This window comes from Synechococcus sp. PCC 7502, assembly GCF_000317085.1.
GTDB lineage: Bacteria > Cyanobacteriota > Cyanobacteriia > Pseudanabaenales > Pseudanabaenaceae > PCC-7502.
Window position 1 is genome coordinate 3,392,578 of record NC_019702.1, and the last position, 16,783, is coordinate 3,409,360.

General features: G+C 40.2%; 17 protein-coding genes. 6 read left to right on the top strand and 11 right to left on the bottom strand.

The window, feature by feature from the left end:
* Positions 1-153 precede the first annotated feature (153 nt).
* Entirely contained in the window at positions 154-720 is a 567-nt protein-coding gene (locus SYN7502_RS16990) for a hypothetical protein (RefSeq protein ID WP_015169960.1), read from the top strand.
* A gap of 179 nt (positions 721-899) precedes the next feature.
* Here the strand turns inward: SYN7502_RS16990 and SYN7502_RS16995 are convergent, their stop codons facing one another.
* From SYN7502_RS16995 to SYN7502_RS20795, 7 genes are all read right to left on the bottom strand, one after another.
* Positions 900-1,664, bottom strand: a complete 765-nt coding sequence (locus SYN7502_RS16995; RefSeq protein ID WP_015169961.1) for a cation diffusion facilitator family transporter — start codon at positions 1,662-1,664, stop codon at positions 900-902.
* Between the two features lie 161 nt (positions 1,665-1,825).
* Positions 1,826-2,839: a cytochrome d ubiquinol oxidase subunit II gene (gene cydB / locus SYN7502_RS17000; protein WP_015169962.1), complete on the bottom strand. Its 1,014-nt coding sequence runs from the start codon at positions 2,837-2,839 to the stop codon at positions 1,826-1,828.
* A gap of 26 nt (positions 2,840-2,865) precedes the next feature.
* Positions 2,866-4,296, bottom strand: a complete 1,431-nt coding sequence (locus SYN7502_RS17005) for a cytochrome ubiquinol oxidase subunit I (RefSeq protein ID WP_015169963.1) — start codon at positions 4,294-4,296, stop codon at positions 2,866-2,868.
* A 204-nt stretch (positions 4,297-4,500) separates the two neighbouring features.
* Positions 4,501-4,749: a hypothetical protein gene (locus SYN7502_RS17010; RefSeq protein ID WP_015169964.1), complete on the bottom strand. Its 249-nt coding sequence runs from the start codon at positions 4,747-4,749 to the stop codon at positions 4,501-4,503.
* A 30-nt stretch (positions 4,750-4,779) separates the two neighbouring features.
* A complete protein-coding gene (locus tag SYN7502_RS20785) occupies positions 4,780-5,346 on the bottom strand; it encodes an IS630 family transposase (RefSeq protein ID WP_015167904.1) in 567 nt (188 codons plus the stop codon).
* Positions 5,324-5,578 carry a winged helix-turn-helix domain-containing protein gene (locus SYN7502_RS20790; RefSeq protein ID WP_210391307.1) on the bottom strand — a complete coding sequence of 85 codons (255 nt, stop codon included), beginning with the start codon at positions 5,576-5,578 and terminating at the stop codon, positions 5,324-5,326. Before SYN7502_RS20790 ends, SYN7502_RS20785 begins: the two co-directional genes overlap by 23 nt.
* The gene (locus SYN7502_RS20795) at positions 5,559-5,837 is read right to left on the bottom strand and encodes a helix-turn-helix domain-containing protein (protein WP_210391276.1); all 279 of its coding nucleotides are present in this window, start codon (positions 5,835-5,837) and stop codon (positions 5,559-5,561) included. Before SYN7502_RS20795 ends, SYN7502_RS20790 begins: the two co-directional genes overlap by 20 nt.
* Positions 5,838-5,978: 141 nt before the next feature.
* Here SYN7502_RS20795 and SYN7502_RS18515 point away from each other — a divergent pair, with 141 nt between their 5' ends.
* Positions 5,979-6,383: a hypothetical protein gene (locus tag SYN7502_RS18515; protein ID WP_015169965.1), complete on the top strand. Its 405-nt coding sequence runs from the start codon at positions 5,979-5,981 to the stop codon at positions 6,381-6,383.
* 12 nt (positions 6,384-6,395) lie between these two features.
* On the opposite strand, the gene mreD is transcribed toward SYN7502_RS18515, so the two are convergent.
* Complete coding sequence (gene mreD, locus SYN7502_RS17030) at positions 6,396-6,932, bottom strand: rod shape-determining protein MreD (protein WP_015169966.1); 537 nt, start codon at positions 6,930-6,932, stop codon at positions 6,396-6,398.
* A 29-nt stretch (positions 6,933-6,961) separates the two neighbouring features.
* On the opposite strand from mreD, the gene gcvT reads away from it, so the two are divergent.
* Positions 6,962-8,047 carry a glycine cleavage system aminomethyltransferase GcvT gene (gene gcvT / locus SYN7502_RS17035; RefSeq protein ID WP_015169967.1) on the top strand — a complete coding sequence of 362 codons (1,086 nt, stop codon included), beginning with the start codon at positions 6,962-6,964 and terminating at the stop codon, positions 8,045-8,047.
* Positions 8,048-8,248: 201 nt separating this feature from the next.
* Here gcvT and SYN7502_RS17040 read toward each other — a convergent pair whose 3' ends face one another.
* Positions 8,249-8,524, bottom strand: a complete 276-nt coding sequence (locus SYN7502_RS17040; protein ID WP_015169968.1) for a putative quinol monooxygenase — start codon at positions 8,522-8,524, stop codon at positions 8,249-8,251.
* A 291-nt stretch (positions 8,525-8,815) separates the two neighbouring features.
* Positions 8,816-9,997 carry an RNA polymerase sigma factor RpoD gene (rpoD, locus tag SYN7502_RS17045; RefSeq protein WP_015169969.1) on the bottom strand — a complete coding sequence of 394 codons (1,182 nt, stop codon included), beginning with the start codon at positions 9,995-9,997 and terminating at the stop codon, positions 8,816-8,818.
* 376 nt (positions 9,998-10,373) lie between these two features.
* Here rpoD and SYN7502_RS17050 point away from each other — a divergent pair, with 376 nt between their 5' ends.
* Complete coding sequence (locus SYN7502_RS17050) at positions 10,374-10,934, top strand: DUF2854 domain-containing protein (RefSeq protein ID WP_015169970.1); 561 nt, start codon at positions 10,374-10,376, stop codon at positions 10,932-10,934.
* Positions 10,935-10,948: 14 nt separating this feature from the next.
* Here SYN7502_RS17050 and SYN7502_RS17055 read toward each other — a convergent pair whose 3' ends face one another.
* Complete coding sequence (locus SYN7502_RS17055) at positions 10,949-12,115, bottom strand: glycosyltransferase family 4 protein (protein ID WP_015169971.1); 1,167 nt, start codon at positions 12,113-12,115, stop codon at positions 10,949-10,951.
* Positions 12,116-12,290: 175 nt separating this feature from the next.
* Between SYN7502_RS17055 and SYN7502_RS18520 the strand changes: the two genes are divergently transcribed.
* Together SYN7502_RS18520 and SYN7502_RS17065 are read left to right on the top strand one after the other, a co-directional pair.
* Positions 12,291-15,035, top strand: coding sequence for a PAS domain S-box protein (locus SYN7502_RS18520; protein ID WP_015169972.1), 2,745 nt, complete (start codon positions 12,291-12,293; stop codon positions 15,033-15,035).
* A 20-nt stretch (positions 15,036-15,055) separates the two neighbouring features.
* Positions 15,056-16,780 carry a putative bifunctional diguanylate cyclase/phosphodiesterase gene (locus tag SYN7502_RS17065; protein WP_015169973.1) on the top strand — a complete coding sequence of 575 codons (1,725 nt, stop codon included), beginning with the start codon at positions 15,056-15,058 and terminating at the stop codon, positions 16,778-16,780.
* Positions 16,781-16,783: the final 3 nt, after the last annotated feature.

Below are 16,783 nucleotides of genomic sequence, written 5' to 3' on the forward strand. Positions count from 1 at the left end.
TTACAATATTAATTACAGTGTTGACTATAAGCCAGTTTCAGCTTACTTAGATCAGTGTGCCATGCTGGAAAGAGAATGAATAAGCTATAAAAAAGATGAAGAGAATTATCATTCCTATTCTATGATGTTCTAAAGTTGTTATTCCATTCCATTATGAGTCTAGATTTCCCTCCCGATCTGCAATCAAACTTACAAGAGCTTCAGGATTACTATCAAAAACTAGTTGATCATGCTACTTCCCAACTAGCACATGTCCAAGCACTGCTACAAAGCCCAGTTGCCCCTTCCGTTCCAACTATTCCAGAAGAATCTGTGGTTAAAGAGATCACTCCTCCTGCAAGTAAAAAGAAGGCAAAACCAGCAATCTTTAGTCCCTCAGTTCCAGTTTCTACACCCGTAGTCAAAACTTCTGGTAAAGGGAAAGCTAAAACTAAAACAACCACAAAGATCAAACCCAGTTCCATTCTTCCCCTGCTACCTCCCTATCAGGGTTTAACTCTACTCACAGCGATCGCTCAGGTATTAAAGAACCATGAAGGCGAAAAAGTTAACGCCGATACGGTTGTTAAGGAACTGCATGGAGACTTGTCCACCGATAAGTTTAGAATTGCCAAAGAACGAGTCACTAAAAACCTTTCTAAGGGCAAAATCGAGAACAAATGGGATAGCGTACCCGATCAAACTGGTCTTTACACATTCTCTTTGAGCAAGCTTAAGTAACAAGCTGATTATTTCTGGTTAACTTCTCGGTTCTAACTACAGCGTTAATTGTGAGGGTTCAATAAAACCTAAAAATTAGGCGCATATTTACCTCATCTTTCCCAAGGAAAAACCCAAAAATCAGAGTCATTCATACTCCTATGAACTTATCAGATGCTAGATCAAACGTTAGATAAATTTTAGGAATGGGTGGCTCTGTTAATTTTGTTGATACTATCTTGTAATGATGGAAAAAGAGCTTGCTCAGCTTGTAACTGACAATTACATACTTCTGCTTTTCCGTTTAAGACATTTTTGCCATCTAAGCCATCTAAGTTAAGCCAACTTTGCATACTTTGTCCAATGAGGGATATAGCCATACATGTTACAGCCCCTGAAATGAGAATGCTAATTATGCCATCCGCCCAGTTCCAGCCCAACCAAGATACAGCGATAGCCGCTAATATCGCACCAATAGAACCCAGCATATCAGCCACAAAATGTAAGAACGCAGCCTTTAGATTTAAATCATTATGACAACAGCCATGCAAATAGAAGGCATTAATACTGTTAATAATTAAACCCACAGTGCCAGCAATCAACATGGGAAATCCCAAAATTTCATGACTAGGGGAACTTAAGCGGATAATTGCTTCCCAAATTGTCCAACCAGCAACCACTAATAAACTAATTCCATTCACTAAAGCGGCGATCGCCTCAAGTCGATACTGTTTAAACCAACTATAGCCATCTAAAGACTGTCGAGAGAGCCAAACCACCAAGAGAGACAAGGCAATTGCGCCCACATCCATACACACATGCTCGGCATCCGCTAAAAGTGCCAGACTATGACTAAATATTCCTAGACTTAGCTCTACGGCTAACAAGCTAGCTAATAGACATAATGCTAATTGCAGAAGCTTTAGTTTTTGCGATGTCGGCTCAAGTTCTGCTTTTAATCCCATATATATTTAGGTATTTAGGAAGGTATTATGGATAGCTATCTTTTTCACAATACCATTGGGAGTAAACCTTTCTAGGAATAATTGATAAGTTTATTTCACAACCTAGGGATACGTTGGGGTGTGGGACTGCCCTGTACTACGCAAACCCATAAAAGACTGTACTAATCATGATAAGCATGACCTGTAACCTTACCTTGGAAAACAATATATTGATAGATATTATAAAAAAGCATAATCGGAATTAGAAAGCCCACAAAAATCAGCATAAATACCAAAGCACTGGGAGAGGCGGCAGCTTGATAAATCGTAATTTGGTTAGGAATAATAATTGGAAATATGATCAGCCCTAGTCCTAAAAATGTGAGAAGAAATAACAGGGCTGTCCACACAAAAGGAGCAACTTCTGCCTTACGATTCAAACTACTGATTAACTGCCAAATTATTAATACTCCTAAAATGGGAATAAGTGCAAATAGATACAGCAATGGTGGCTCTAATAACCTAGTTCTAGCACTCTCATAAAAAACGGGAGTGATTACTGTAATTAGCACTGCTCCAATTAGAGTAGTCCAAGCGGCAATTTTAGCAGTACGGTAATGATTCTCCTGTAATTCTCCCGTGGTTTTGATAATTAGATAAGTAGAGCCAATCAGAACATAGCCCTGAATCAAAGTAAGTGCCACTAATACCGATTGCCAGCTTAACCAATCCCATGTGCCGCCAATAAAATGGCCATCGACATCAACCTTAATTCCTTCCAAAACACTGCCTAGGGCAAATCCCTGATTGAGTGCTGCCAAAAAACTACCGATGCCAAAAGCATAGTTCCAAAATAGTTTACGATTAGAATGCTCACGAAACTCAAAGGCTACTGCTCGAAAAATCAGCCCAAACAGCATACCCATAATAGGAATATAGAGAGATGAGAGAATTGTACTGTAGGCAAGAGGAAATGCACCAAATAAGGCACCACCCATTAGCACCAACCAAGTTTCATTAGCATCCCAAACATTCCCCAAGCTGGTCATTAGCATACTACGGCGTTCTTCATTGGAGGAAGTCAGTGAGAGAATTCCTACACCCAAATCAAATCCGTCAAGCAAGACATACAAAAGCAAAAATAATCCCAAAATTACAAACCATACCTGAGGTAAAAAGTGCTGAAGAGCTTCCATAGTTTTTGATCGTTTTGTTTGATGATTTACTGTTGTGCTTCCACAGGACGGCTATCTTCAATATGTTCCGCAGGAGTAAGCACTATTTCTTCTCCAGGGATTGGTAATTCTAAATTTGCGCCTTTACGAATAATGCGACTACCAAAATAGAGTGTAGAGATAAAGAGAATGGAATAAATAACAGTAAAAATTGATAAAGAAGTCAAAACATTACTTGCAGGTATGTTGGAAACACCATCAGCGGTGCGAATCTGTCCATAGACGACCCAAGGCTGTCTGCCAACACAGCGTACAATCCAACCTGATTCCACGGCAATATATCCCAATGGCGCAGCAAATATCCAGCCCCGCATTAACCATTTCTGTGAGGTGATTGCGCCCTCTGCTAATTTACCTCTTAACCATTGGACGACACTCCACAGCATTAATCCCACTAAGAAGAACCCAATTCCACTCATGATTCTAAAAGAATAATAAACCAGTCCTACCATGCGCGGACGATCTTCGGACTTCCACTCTTTCAGTCCTAAAACTGGCTCAGTCAGATTTTTCTTGAATTCTAAAATGTACCCTAATCCGTTAGGAATTTTAATTTCCCAGTCATTACTTTGAGTCTTATTATTGGGGACTGCAAGTAGGCTCCAATCGGCTGGTTTTCCTGCTGGTGCAGTTTCCCATTTTGCTTCCATTGCCGCTAGTTTGCTGGGCTGATATTGATACACCTGTTCAGCACTTAAATGTCCAATATAGATTTGGAGGGGAGCCACAGCGATCGCTGCCGCTAAAGCTATTTTAAAGGACTTGGTAAAAAATACAGCTTGATGTTGATTAAGAATGTACCAAGCACTAATACCGCCAATCACAAACAAAGAAGTCTCTAAAGTGCCAAAGAACATATGCAGAATACTCTTGAAGGCAAAAGGATTCATAATTGCCTGAAAATAGTCACTGACTATAAATTTACCAGCAACAAAATCGCCGCCCGCAGGTGATTGCAACCAAGAATTAGCCACTAAAATCCACACGGTTGATAGGTTTGCACCAAAGGCAACCATGATAGTCGCAAAATAGTGGATCCCAGGTGGTACTCGCCCCCACCCAAATAACATAATGCCGAGAAAACCTGCTTCTAACATGAAGGCAACTGCACCTTCAAAGCCAAGGATACTACCAAAAAAGTCTCCTACTGCTTCTGAAAAGGGTGCCCAGTTGGTGCCGAACTGAAATTCCATCGGTAGCCCTGAAGCTACGCCAATCCCAAAATTTAGAACGTAAAGTTTTGCCCAAAATCTAGCATGACGATAATAATCAGGGTTTTTAGTTTTGAGCCACATTCCTTCTACAATCACCAAAAATATGCCCATACCCGTTGTTAGGACGGGCCAGAGCATGTGAAAAATTGCTGTCAGAGCAAATTGCATTCGTGATAGTGCAACTGTATTTGAGAGAAATTCCATAGGTATTTTTTTGCTTATCGTAATCTACTGAATTTACTAATCTTGGATCGGAGAGTGCTTTTAGCTGAAATAACCTAACCCTAATCGCCTTAAAGTAAAATTATCGATTTGAGCGTAAAACATTTAACCTTTGGAACAATTCCCAATTGTTGTGAGTAAGATATCGGTAATTTTCTCTTCCCAAGTTAGTTTTGGTTTTGATTTTTAAATCATGGTGCTTTGGGCGATCGCCAATGTGGGCATTTGTGAGAACTTAGACACATCTCGAAAAAAGTTGGGATTGATTAATTCCTTGGGGAAAACGGAAATATCTGGAGTTGGACTATTGTTAATACCTAACGTAAGCTCTGGTAATGCTTCAAACTGTTTGTATCTTTGTAACTGTTTGGAAATTTGAGTGCAAATATAATTATGCTTCAAAGATGATAGTAGAGTCACATTATCAGTAAGCATAACTTCTGGCTGAACAGTTATACCAAATCGTTAAATACGAGCTACAGATAAAGCCTCTAAAATATAATCCCACCCAACAATCGAAGCAATTACCTCCTGAGTCATAACTTCTAACCTTTCCCGCATTAATGCACGCAACTGGTCAAGATCTTTTGGCAGTTTCCACCTCAACCCTAATTTGAAATGCTGCCACACTCTTTCAATGGGATTAGTCTCAGGTGCATGGGCAGGCTGAAATAGCAAAATAATATTTTTAGGAATCTTTAACCGTTTTGCTCTGTGTGCTCCTGCTTGATCCACTTGCATAACGATGATGTCACCTTGAAAATATGCGCTTACTAAGTTCAGAAATACTTGGAAGCATTCACTATTAAGGTGAGTAAATTCATAGAAAAAGCTTTCCCCTGTTGATGGTTCTACAATTCGATAGAGGTAAGTTGCCTTAAACTGCCACTGAACTTTACCTTTGGGTTTGACTCCTCTTGCTGTGATCTTCCTTCCACTAATTGTCTTTAACCCAATTCGTGTTTCATCTTGACAAAAGAATCTCACTTTGCCATTTAGTCCGATTATATTAATGCCAAACCAAGCAATCATGCTTATAATACTGGCAAGGTTTTTTATATGCTTCTACTTGCTCTTCTGACTTTCCTGCGCTGACTGGACGTGTCACTTTCGGTCTGGCTTTCAGCCGATATCGGACTAGATGATGCACAGTTTTATAGTTTGATTTGATTCCTAATTGGTTCTCTAACCATTGGCAGATCTGCCCATAACTTTCAAAGCCTTCTGCTTCTTCCAGCTTTTTATCAATGCTTTCTGCGCCCATTGTGGAATACTCTGTTTTCGCCCTGTTCTAGGTTTAGTCCTACTATTCCCCCTTTGCGATAATTCCCTAACCAATCTTGCAATGTAACTCGATGCCGTCCCAGTATTGTCGATGCTGTCTGGATTGTGCTTGCTTGTTTTGTTTTTAACAGATACAGCATCTGAATTCTTTCTTTATCTGATGCGGTCTTTTGCACTCTCAGCATATGTTTTAGCTCTTCTTCACTTTCTTTGATCTCTAATTTGTATACTCCTGCCATTTTTTTCTTTGAACTCGGTTTATATATTTATACCATCTGTAGCCTATACTCTTCGATTTGGTATAATTTATTTGCCAGAGTAGAACTAATGATTTATTCTCTATCTTGTACTTAACTCTTGGGTGCAATCTAAAGTCAGACATGAAAAAAACGAATTCCTCTAGTCCATCAACTCAAATTTCTCAGTCATTTTCTCAGCAATCTGTATCTAAAATTTCAGCTAGGTCTAATCATACTAAGTCTTACGAAGCTCTGGCGACCATAGTAGTTAATGTTTTGCTTTCCACGGCGGCGATCGCTGGGCTAGTTAGATTAATCCCTGCTCAGACCGTGCAAATTGGTAAGCTCCATGAACTCGATCAAGAAGTTGCCTCCATGGAAAAATCGGTTAGTTGTCTAAAGGATGAATTTTCTCAATCTTTTGATTTAGGAAGCTCTCAGGCTGCTAGTCTTAGGGAAAAGGGCTTAATCAGTGCCACCCAAAGACCTATTAAGTTTACGGATACTAATTCTCCTAAATTACCTGTAGCGACAAGGTGCAATTAAATTAATTCCGATTTAATTCCGAACAAACTTTAGTCTAAGGGTGAAATGCAGTACAGGAGACCATAGACTGGTTAGGATCGCTGAACCTAGGGTGATTTGCTGCTGAGCTTGCCATACCTGTGCCAAACTTTGTCCCAAAACTGTTAATTGCAGAGCGATCGCTGTTTCAGAAATTATAGTCATGCCAAAGACAATTAGGGCTATGGAGATAAAGTCCTCTTGAATGTAACGCTCTTTTTGCATGAGTGCCGTTAACCCCGCGGTGATCGCCATCCCAATAGCATGAGTTGGGGCAATTACTGCACTACTAGGAATAGTCATGGCATCTTGAATGAATCCCAGACATATCCCCATAATCACCGCCAAAAACACAGGACGTTTAAGACTCCATACTACTAGCCAAATTAATAACCAGTTGGGAGACAAGCCCAAAAGTGTCATATAGGGAAATCGGGCATATAAGGCAAGGGTACATAGTCCCAAAGATAGTAATCCAAGGACCCACTGTATCCAACTACCTAAGTTTAAGTCTGTGTCTTGATCTTGCATAGAAGTAGAATAGTATAAAAACTAAACCTATGACAGACTTGCTTAAACACACCCCTTTGTTCGATCTTCATCTAGACGCAAAAGCTAAAATGGTCGAATTTGGTGGTTGGCAGATGCCATTGCAATACCAAGGAATTATCGCCGAACATCAAGCTGTACGGTCATCGGTGGGAATGTTTGATGTCTCGCACATGGGAAAATTTGCGATCGCTGGCAAAAATGCCTTAGGTTCACTGCAAAAGTTAGTACCCTCAAACCTAGCTAGGTTAAAAGCTGGGCAAGCCCAGTACACGGCTTTACTCAATCCTGAGGGCGGTATTATTGATGATGTGATTGTTTATTGCCACGGTGGTGATCATTGGTCAATAATTGTTAATGCCGCAACTATAGATAAAGATCGAGGATGGATTACTGATCATTTAGAGGATTGTGAATTTAGCGATCGCTCCTCTACTCAAACTTTAATTGCCATTCAAGGCAAAAATGCCCTTAGATATTTACAAGGAATTATTAATACTGACTTAACTCAACTTAAAAGGTTTGGACATATTAACACTGAGGTTTTAAGTAAAACTAGTTTTGTGGCACGCACAGGCTATACAGGAGAAGATGGCTTTGAACTCATGACTGATATTTCGGTGGGGCAGGAACTGTGGGCAAAATTAATAGACGCAGGTGTGACACCATGCGGGCTGGGATGTCGAGATACCCTGAGACTAGAAGCTGGGATGCATTTGTATGGACAGGATATGAACGATCAGATTACCCCTTGGGAAGCAGATTTAGGTTGGATCATCCATTTATCTGAAAAAGCAGAATTTATTGGGCGATCGGCTTTGGAAACTCAACTGCAATCGGGTATATCCAAGCAACTAGTAGCACTGGAAATGCAGGGTAAAAATATAGCCCGTCATGACTATCCGATCGTGTTTGTGGATGAAGTTGTGGGAGTAATTACCAGTGGTACCCTATCGCCAACATTAGGAAAACCGATCGCTCTTGGTTATGTGCCAGTTTATTTAGCAGCGATCGGACAAATTGTAGAAGTACAAATTCGGAATCAAACCTATCCCGCCCAAATTGTGAAACGTCCCTTTTATAAAAGTAGTAAATAAGCTCAAAAGATAAAATGACTCGCTTATTTTCGTGCATAGGTATTTCAGCATTATGTTGGACATTATTAATAAGTATTATTCTTGCTATTCGACCCGCAAAATAAGATAAAAAATTATGCCAAACGCTTATGCTGCTACTGTTAGATGGTATTGCATCAATTTTAGTAAATTGGAAACTATCAGCACAGATATCTAAAAACTCTAAAGCGTTCCTGTCTCTACTTGATCTAAGTATATAAAATCAGGAGACTTTACTCCAGCTTCAGCTCTAATCTTTACAAGTTGAGGAGATTCAAAAAAATGCTTTGCATCTTCGATAGATGTCCATGATGAAAAATGTATCACTTTATTAGGATTATTGTCGCACTTTAAAATCTGATATGTTCTCTCTCCTGCTTCTTTGCGAATTGCCGCAGCGTTATCAAAAACTTGCTTCCAAGATTCATAATCTTCAACTTCAATTAATACATATTGCATAATTTAATTGAACTGGTAGTATTTGATGACTATTAAATAATGAGTTCCTAATTTTTAGGACTTACGCACTCAAATTTACAAAGTACTTATAGACGGGAGTTTGAGGGCGTAGCCCTCAATTGGGGCAAAGCCCCAAGCCCCATTTAATCAAGGTTTTTCTTTTATAATGCGTAAGTTCTGATTTTAAAATTCTGATTTCTAAAAGGACTAATCCGATATAAAAAATAACCCTACCTTCAGGAAACTTAGGGTGGGTTAGAATTGATGAACTAAGTAGATTAATCAGTTTGGCTAACGGATATATTCTTTAAGGACACTATTCCGATTGGGATGGCGTAATTTACGAAGTGCTTTTGCTTCAATTTGGCGAATACGCTCACGGGTAACATTAAAGATTTGTCCAATTTCTTCAAGGGTTTTCATGCGTCCATCATCCAATCCGTAACGCAATCTCAATACATCTCTTTCCCTAGGGCTGAGGGTTCCTAATACGCTTTCTAGGTCTTCACGCAGTAAATTCTTGGCAACTTGATCATCGGGAGTTTCTCCATCAGATTCAATAAAATCACCTAAACGTGAATCTTCTTCTTTTCCAATTGGGGTTTCTAAAGAGATGGGTAGTTGAGCCGATTTTGCAATAAATCTTAACTTCTCAATGGTCATTTCCATTCGAGTGGCAATTTCTTCTTCACTGGGCTTACGTCCCATTTCTTGAGAGAGCAGCTTTGTAGTTTTTTTAATCCGAGAGATAGTTTCGTAAAGGTGAACAGGCAGACGAATGGTACGAGATTGATCGGCGATCGCTCGGGTAATTGCTTGGCGAATCCACCATGTAGCGTAGGTAGAAAATTTATATCCCTTTTCATGATCAAATTTTTCGGCGGCGCGAATTAAGCCTAAGCTACCTTCTTGAATTAAGTCTTGAAAGGATAAGCCTCGGTTCATATATTTTTTAGCGATCGAAACCACTAGCCGCAAATTAGACTGCACCATTTTGTCCTTGGCACGGCGACCAGAATGCAGACGATTTTTAAACTTGTCCAAGGGCATATCCATTTCGACTGCCCAGTCTTCCAAATTTACATCCTCAAGGTCACAATCATGTTGTTCCGCCAGTTCTCTCTGTTTATCTTCCAGTTGTAAAAGATCAGCAATTTTACGAGCAAGTTCAATTTCTTCATCGGCTCTCAGCAGTCGAATCCGCCCAATTTCCTGTAAATATAGGCGAATGGAATCTTCGGTATAGTGCTTTTTCTTAGTTTGGGCAGTAGCTTTACGTCCCCGCCGAGCCTTTGTAACTTTTCCACCTTCTCCTTCCACAGCAGGGTCTAGGGTTTCATCAATTTCATCTAGGTCATCATCTTTATCTAGGGATGCCAAGTCCATTAGGCTAGGCTCTGCTATTTGTCTGATTCTGCTGGATGATTGATTAGGCACCAGAATTTCCGTGAGTAGGTCAGTGGCTGTGGTCATGCCGAACTCCTGTATTGATTGCTAAAGTAAATTGTAATAATTGGGAGGTTTAGTGTTTTCAGTTAAGCGAGATTCAAGTTACCAAGACTTGCGGTAATACCAAACTGTTGAGATGCTTGAGTTAACATCATACATCTTTGTTTTTGAGATTGGTGATATGTTGATCAACTTGTGTAATCGGAACCCGTTCAATGAATACATGTTACCCAATTTTAATAGCTAAATAACTGCGATCGCAGACATCCTTAAATAAAGTTTTAAATAAAAAGTTTTAAATAAATTAGCAAGGGTTTTCACGCTTCTTCCCCAGATTATCCTACTGGTAGATTTTGTACCAATAAATCAGATAGATTGGATTGATAATTAAGTAGGCATTATGTTAAGAAAAATTTCCTTAGGTAGTATTGGTTTATTTATTGGAGGCACACTAGCCGTAGTGGGTATGATTGCTTATACAACTGGTAATTCCACCCTCAGCCTAGCTGGACTATTTTATGGGGTTCCGATTTTACTGGGTGGGGCAGCCTTAAAGTCCTCAGAAGTTAAACCCGTTCCAGTTATTCAGACTCCTTCAGAGGCAGTAATCAAATTACGCAATGAGCAGGCTACTTCTACACAAAATAAACTGCGCTTAGATGTTACCCGTTATCGCTATGGAGTCGAGGCACATTTAGATGAAGTCCTAAAAAAGCTAGGCATGAGTCCCACCGATGAAGAGCGTCCTGTTTTAAGTGCCATATATGAAGAGATTACAGAGCAGGGCTACTATAGCTTGATTCTACAGTTCGCTTCACCCTTAATTCCACCTGAAACGTGGGAACAGAAGCAGGAGAAACTTACCCGATTTTTTGGTCCTGGGATTGTTGCAGAAATTGTACCCTTGGACAATAAAGAAATTGCCTTGAAATTAATTACGGTTCCCACTAGTCCTAATTAATATTTGCAGCCTCACTATAATCGCAGGGTTACTTTTTGTTGATGCAAAACTTGGGAATACATTTTTTCTAACTGGGTGATATTTGCACCTAAGCTGTACTGCTCTAAAACCCTTTGTCGAGCTTTGCGACCTAAAACATGGATCATTTCTGGATGTAAAGCAAATAAAGGTAATAGAGTACAAAGCTGGGAAATAACTTTTCTCGGATCGAGGACAATGCCAGCCCCATTAGCAAGCACCTCCCCGTCAGCACCCACATCCGTTGCTATACAGGCAACTCCGCAGGACATAGCTTCTAGGAGTGAAAGGGATAGCCCTTCGACTAAGGAAGGCAAAATAAACACATCTGCTCCCCTTAAAATTTCAATGCGTCTCTGTTCATCGGCAATATAACCCATCCAGATAATGCCATCTTCAGAACCATAGTTGGATTTAAGGGTGGCACCCACTGGTCCATCGCCCACGATCGCTAATTTGCAATTACTGGGCATTTTTAGTTTGCGCCAAGCACTTAATAGGGACTCAACATTTTTTTCGGCTGCCAGTCGTCCTTGATAGACATATAACCTTTCCGCTTTTAGTTCTTGCTTAATCGTAGAATAGCCGGGGGAAAATTTTTCGGGGTCAACACCGTTGGGAATTACGACAATTCTTTTTTCAGGTACACCTAATCTATGGAGAAGCGATCGCTGAATTTGTGAGAACACAATTACTTGATTATATTCTGCCAACGATGGGGCATAGATTTGATAGGTAAGCTGCTGGGTACTAGAGGTAATATTCCGCTTTTTCAGATCAAAGGGAGGATGGAACGTGGCGACCAGAGGTAGGTTTAAGTCTGCACAAATTTCTGGCAGTAAAAAATCTAGGGGAGATAAAGCCAAGGAAGCATGAACTAGATCGGGCTTGAGATTGCGTAAGGATTCGATTAAAACTTTACTACTGCGAGGAGAAGGCAGGGTATAAATTGTGGATTTATATAAAAATGGGAGAGAAACCTCTTGACTATTAAGATTATTTAACAAATGGAGGTCTTGGGGATAGTCATTAACCTCGGATTCGTCGGCAAAGTGCAAAAAATCAATGCAATGTCCTCGATCTAAAAGGGCATTAGTGATCTCACGACAGTAGGTTACGTTCCCACAAAAAGGACTTTTTTTTCCTAGCCAAGCTATACGCATGAATTACTAGAGCCTACTCTTTAAGAATTAATTGAAGTATTAATTAACTTAAGTGTTAATTTAAACCCATCTAAGAATATATCAGCATAGAGTCACCATAAATAACGGGTTAGCTAGTGATTAATTACAGGCTAAAATAATGGTTACATAACCCCAATTTGGCTCAGCTAAAGCTATGCTCGAAGCACTGGAAGAGCTTTTAGAACATATTGATTACGGCATATTTGTAATCGCAGTTTCTCCACATCCACATTCACAGCTACATTTTTTGTCCATCAACTCCAGTTGTGCTGAGGTATTTAATTTTTCTGGTCATGTAACTGGATTGGAGCCAGCTAAAGTATTACCCCTCGATTGCGCCCAGAGATTAGTCGATAACTGTAATCGAGCTATAGAGAGTAAGCATAAGGTTGACTATGAGGAGATTTTCAAGTTTCCCCATAGTTGTAATGCTACTAATGTCATCGCTATTCACCTATCGCCCGTGCTTGATGCTGGTGGTAATGTGCAGAAAATTATTGGTTCTGTCAATGATTTGAGTCATAGCCGACTTGGCAAAATTAATCGAGATATTTTTTCTTGCTTAGTGACAGGGGATACGGATGCCGTGATAGTGGTGGATCGGGAAGGGGTAGTACGGTTTGTGAATCCTGCTGCCGAAGTTTTATTTGATCGCTCTGCTCAGGAACTAGAAGGAGAACAGTTTGGGTTGCCAATCGTCTCGGGTGAACAAACAGAAGTTGATATTTTACGCCCTAATGGGCAATCTACCCCCGCAGAACTGCGAATTTCTCATACTCAAGGTGAAGATGAAATTGTCTATATTATTGCCAGCCTTAGGGATATCAGTGTCCGTAAATTGGGCGAGGAGTCTTTGCGCTTGCGAGATCGAGCCTTAGCTGCGAGTGTGAATGGAATTATCATCGTTGATGCCAAGCAGCCTGATAATCCGATTATTTATATTAATCCTAGCTTTGAGAGAATTACAGGCTATAAAGCCAGTGAAGTAATTGGTAGCAATTGTCGATTTTTACAGGGGGGCGATCGCTCCCAAGAAGGATTAAGCACGATTAGAGAGGCTGTTAAACAAGGGAAATCCTGTTATACGGTTCTCCGCAACTATCGTAAAGATGGCACCTTATTTTGGGTGGAGTTATGGGTTTCTCCTGTTCATAATGAGATGGGAGAGTTAACTAACTTTATTGGCATTCAAAATGATATTACTTCTCGAGTGTTGAATGAAATAGAAAGGCAGGAAAGTGAAGAAGTATTAAGAACGGTTTTAAGTGCAGTGAAAGAGGGGATTACCTTCAGTGATGAACGGGGCAAGTTCCTTATTTTTAATCAAGAAATGGAAAACCTGACGGGTTATTCTATGGCAGAGGCAAATTCCTGTCCCAACTTTATTAGTCTGATTCATCCTGAAGAGCAAGGTGCTGCGATCGCTCAAATCCAAAAACTGAGGCAGTTTCATAGTCCCGTAGAGTCGGAGGTTAAAATTCAGACAAAAGCGGGTGTAATTAGAAATGTTCTGGTTTGCTCATCAATGGTTTCCTATAAGGGTAAAACCATGTACTTAAGTGCCTATCGGGATATTACCGAACGTAAGGAGGCAGAAGAAAAACTACGGCAGACAGCGGAACGGGATCGATTAATTAGTGCGATCGCCCTACGAATCAGAAATTCTATTGACTTAACTAACATTCTCCAAAATACGGTCGCAGAAGTTAGAGAGTTTCTCCAAACTGATCGGGTATTAATCTATCAATTTCAAGATGAGGGTGAGGGTAAAATTGTGGTTGAGTCTGTACTGAATCAATGCTTGGGTACCCTAGGGCGAGAAATCAATGATGATTGCTTTAGTAAAGACTATCTTTTAGCCTATCCCCAAGGTCGGGTTACCATAATTGATGATACCGATGATCCTGAACTTGATCTCTGCCATGCCGAATTTTTGAAGAGATTTGAAGTTAGGGCAAATTTGGTGGTACCAATTACCTGTACTGATCGGGTGTGGGGATTATTAATTGCCCATCAATGTACTGATACTCGCGTCTGGAAGGAAGAGGAAATTACCCTATTAACGGGTTTGGCGGAACAGGTGGCGATCGGCATTAGGCAAGCTGAGCTTTTACAAAAAGTGCAGACTCTAAATACAGATTTAGAACAGCAGGTGGAAGAACGCACGGCTAAGTTAAGTCTGGCATTGTCCCGAGAAAAGGAATTAGGGGAAATGAAATCACGGTTTGTATCGATGGCATCCCATGAATTCCGTACGCCCTTAGCAATTATTCAAGCTTCCAGTGATTTACTTAAGCACTATAACCATAAGCTGACCGAGGATAAGCGCATTGAAAAGTTGGATAAAATTCAGTTAGAGGTGAGAAACATGACTGAATTACTGGAAGATGTGTTAGTCATTGGTAAGATTGAAATGGGCAAAATGCACCTGAATCGGGTTTCTTTGGATTTAGAAAAGTTTTGTCTGGAATCAATCGCCGAATTTAAATCATCTCTGACTTCAAGCGATCGCATTACATTTAGAGTAGAAAATCGCCAAGGGACTGAGCCTTCCGAGCTTTTAGCTGATCCTAAGCTGTTACGCCAGATTATGATTAACTTGCTCTCCAATGGGATTAAGTATTCCCTAAATAGTCCCAAAGAGGTTACTGTCAATTTATACTACGATACCGAAAGCTTTGATTTGGAATTTATTGATCAGGGTATTGGTATTCCGCCCGATGAACAGGATAAAATCTTTGAGTCGTTCCATCGTGCCGAAAACGTAGGAAATATTCCCGGAACTGGCTTGGGATTAGCGATTACCAAAGTATCAGTGGAATTACACAAGGGTAAAATTAGGGTTGATAGCCAAGTTAATATTGGTACCAAGATCACAATTACGATTCCCTATCAATAGCTTGTTTACTGTTTGGGCAAATGACAAAAATTCTGGTAATTGAAGATACGGAATCCCTGCGTGAGGAAATTATTGAAACTCTTGGACTGGAGGGTTTTGAAGTTGAGGGTGCCGCAAACGGTGAAGTTGGGGTCGAACTGGCTAAACAATATTTGCCTGATTTAATTATTTGTGATGTGATGATGCCCGAGCTTGATGGCTATGGCACCTTAGAGGCTTTACAAGGTTATCCCCCCACAGCTACTACGCCCTTTATATTTTTGACTGCTAAAGCTGATCGGGTAGATATGCGCCACGGTATGGAATTGGGAGCAAATGATTATTTAACTAAACCCTTTGCGAGTTCAGAACTTTTAGGGGCGATCGCTGCTCAGTTAAAAAAAATTCAAACTATACAATCCCAGCATGAGACTGCGATCCAACTGGCAATTGATAAACATGAACTTAAATTGCAAGAACTAAGGACTAGTAACGATCCCCTCACCCGCCTGCCCAATCGCCTAGCATTTAATCAGTATCTTCAAGAGTCTATCCTCTATGCCCAAACCCATCAGTGTTCCTTGGCGGTGATTTTAATTGATATTGATGATTTTAATATTGTCAATAACTCCCTCGGGCATAAGATTGGGGATGTTTTATTTAAGGCGATCGCCGAACGACTGCGCCGCTACACCTCTCCGTGTGACCCCCTAGCCCGCATGCAGGGAGATCAATTTGGGTTAATTCTGATCGATCAATTTGAGCCAGAAAACCTGAAACAATCTAGCCAAGAAATCTTGGAAGTAATTTCTAGACCTTACCGCATCTTTGGGCATGAAATATTTGTTACTGCCTGCATGGGAATTACCATTTATCCCCAGGATCATTTTGAAACTGCTGGTTTGATTAAAAATGCGGATATGGCACTTTATTATGCTAAGTCTCAAGGCAGAAACAATTATAAGTTTTATAGTTCTAACTTAAATACCAAACTAGCCGAACAGATGGCGATCGAAAATAGTTTGCACCGTGCCTTAGAGCGCAAAGAGTTTCGTTTGTATTACCAACCCGTGATTAATAGTCTTACCAAAAAAATTATTGGAGCTGAGGCATTAATTCGCTGGCAGCATCCAGATATAGGTATTGTTGCCCCTAATAAATTTATTCCTCTGGCGGAAAGCATGGGCATGATTACTCCAATTACGGAATGGGTGATTGAGCAAGCCTGCAAACAGCTAAAAATCTGGCAGGAATTTACAGAAATGTATATAGCGATTAATCTCTCCACTTTTAACTTTAAGCAAGATAATCTGGTGGATATGATTACTGAGAAAATTAAAGCTGCAGGTGTTTACTTTACCCAAGTGGAACTGGAAATTACCGAAGGCATATTAGTCCAAAATCTGGATGAAACCATTGTCAGTTTATCAAAGCTGCGTAACCTAGGGATTAAGATTGCGATCGATGATTTCGGTGTGGGTTTTTCTTCCTTAAGTTACCTTAAACATTTTCCTGTAGATAAACTTAAGATTGATAAATGCTTTGTCCAAGATATGTTGAAGGATAAGCGAGATGCGGCAATTACCTTAGCAATTATTGAACTGGCACATAGTTTAAATTTGGGGGTGGTAGCTGAGGGCGTGGAAACTAAGGAACAACTGCAATATTTACAGGAAAATCAATGTGAAGTAATTCAAGGCTATCTATTTAGTCCACCTTTACCTGCGGAGCAGTTTACCCAATTTTTGGTTGCTGAAAAGGTTTAAAAT

What these genes read in the sequence shown, in the direction of transcription:
- SYN7502_RS16990 (WP_015169960.1), top strand. Translation starts at nt 154, where the DNA reads ATGAGTCTAGATTTCCCTCCCGATCTGCAATCAAACTTACAAGAGCTT.
- SYN7502_RS16995 (WP_015169961.1), bottom strand. Translation starts at nt 1,664, where the DNA reads ATGGGATTAAAAGCAGAACTTGAGCCGACATCGCAAAAACTAAAGCTT.
- cydB (WP_015169962.1), bottom strand. Translation starts at nt 2,839, where the DNA reads ATGGAAGCTCTTCAGCACTTTTTACCTCAGGTATGGTTTGTAATTTTG.
- SYN7502_RS17005 (WP_015169963.1), bottom strand. Translation starts at nt 4,296, where the DNA reads ATGGAATTTCTCTCAAATACAGTTGCACTATCACGAATGCAATTTGCT.
- SYN7502_RS17010 (WP_015169964.1), bottom strand. Translation starts at nt 4,749, where the DNA reads ATGCTTACTGATAATGTGACTCTACTATCATCTTTGAAGCATAATTAT.
- SYN7502_RS20785 (WP_015167904.1), bottom strand. Translation starts at nt 5,346, where the DNA reads ATGATTGCTTGGTTTGGCATTAATATAATCGGACTAAATGGCAAAGTG.
- SYN7502_RS20790 (WP_210391307.1), bottom strand. Translation starts at nt 5,578, where the DNA reads ATGGGCGCAGAAAGCATTGATAAAAAGCTGGAAGAAGCAGAAGGCTTT.
- SYN7502_RS20795 (WP_210391276.1), bottom strand. Translation starts at nt 5,837, where the DNA reads ATGGCAGGAGTATACAAATTAGAGATCAAAGAAAGTGAAGAAGAGCTA.
- SYN7502_RS18515 (WP_015169965.1), top strand. Translation starts at nt 5,979, where the DNA reads ATGAAAAAAACGAATTCCTCTAGTCCATCAACTCAAATTTCTCAGTCA.
- mreD (WP_015169966.1), bottom strand. Translation starts at nt 6,932, where the DNA reads ATGCAAGATCAAGACACAGACTTAAACTTAGGTAGTTGGATACAGTGG.
- gcvT (WP_015169967.1), top strand. Translation starts at nt 6,962, where the DNA reads ATGACAGACTTGCTTAAACACACCCCTTTGTTCGATCTTCATCTAGAC.
- SYN7502_RS17040 (WP_015169968.1), bottom strand. Translation starts at nt 8,524, where the DNA reads ATGCAATATGTATTAATTGAAGTTGAAGATTATGAATCTTGGAAGCAA.
- rpoD (WP_015169969.1), bottom strand. Translation starts at nt 9,997, where the DNA reads ATGACCACAGCCACTGACCTACTCACGGAAATTCTGGTGCCTAATCAA.
- SYN7502_RS17050 (WP_015169970.1), top strand. Translation starts at nt 10,374, where the DNA reads ATGTTAAGAAAAATTTCCTTAGGTAGTATTGGTTTATTTATTGGAGGC.
- SYN7502_RS17055 (WP_015169971.1), bottom strand. Translation starts at nt 12,115, where the DNA reads ATGCGTATAGCTTGGCTAGGAAAAAAAAGTCCTTTTTGTGGGAACGTA.
- SYN7502_RS18520 (WP_015169972.1), top strand. Translation starts at nt 12,291, where the DNA reads ATGCTCGAAGCACTGGAAGAGCTTTTAGAACATATTGATTACGGCATA.
- SYN7502_RS17065 (WP_015169973.1), top strand. Translation starts at nt 15,056, where the DNA reads ATGACAAAAATTCTGGTAATTGAAGATACGGAATCCCTGCGTGAGGAA.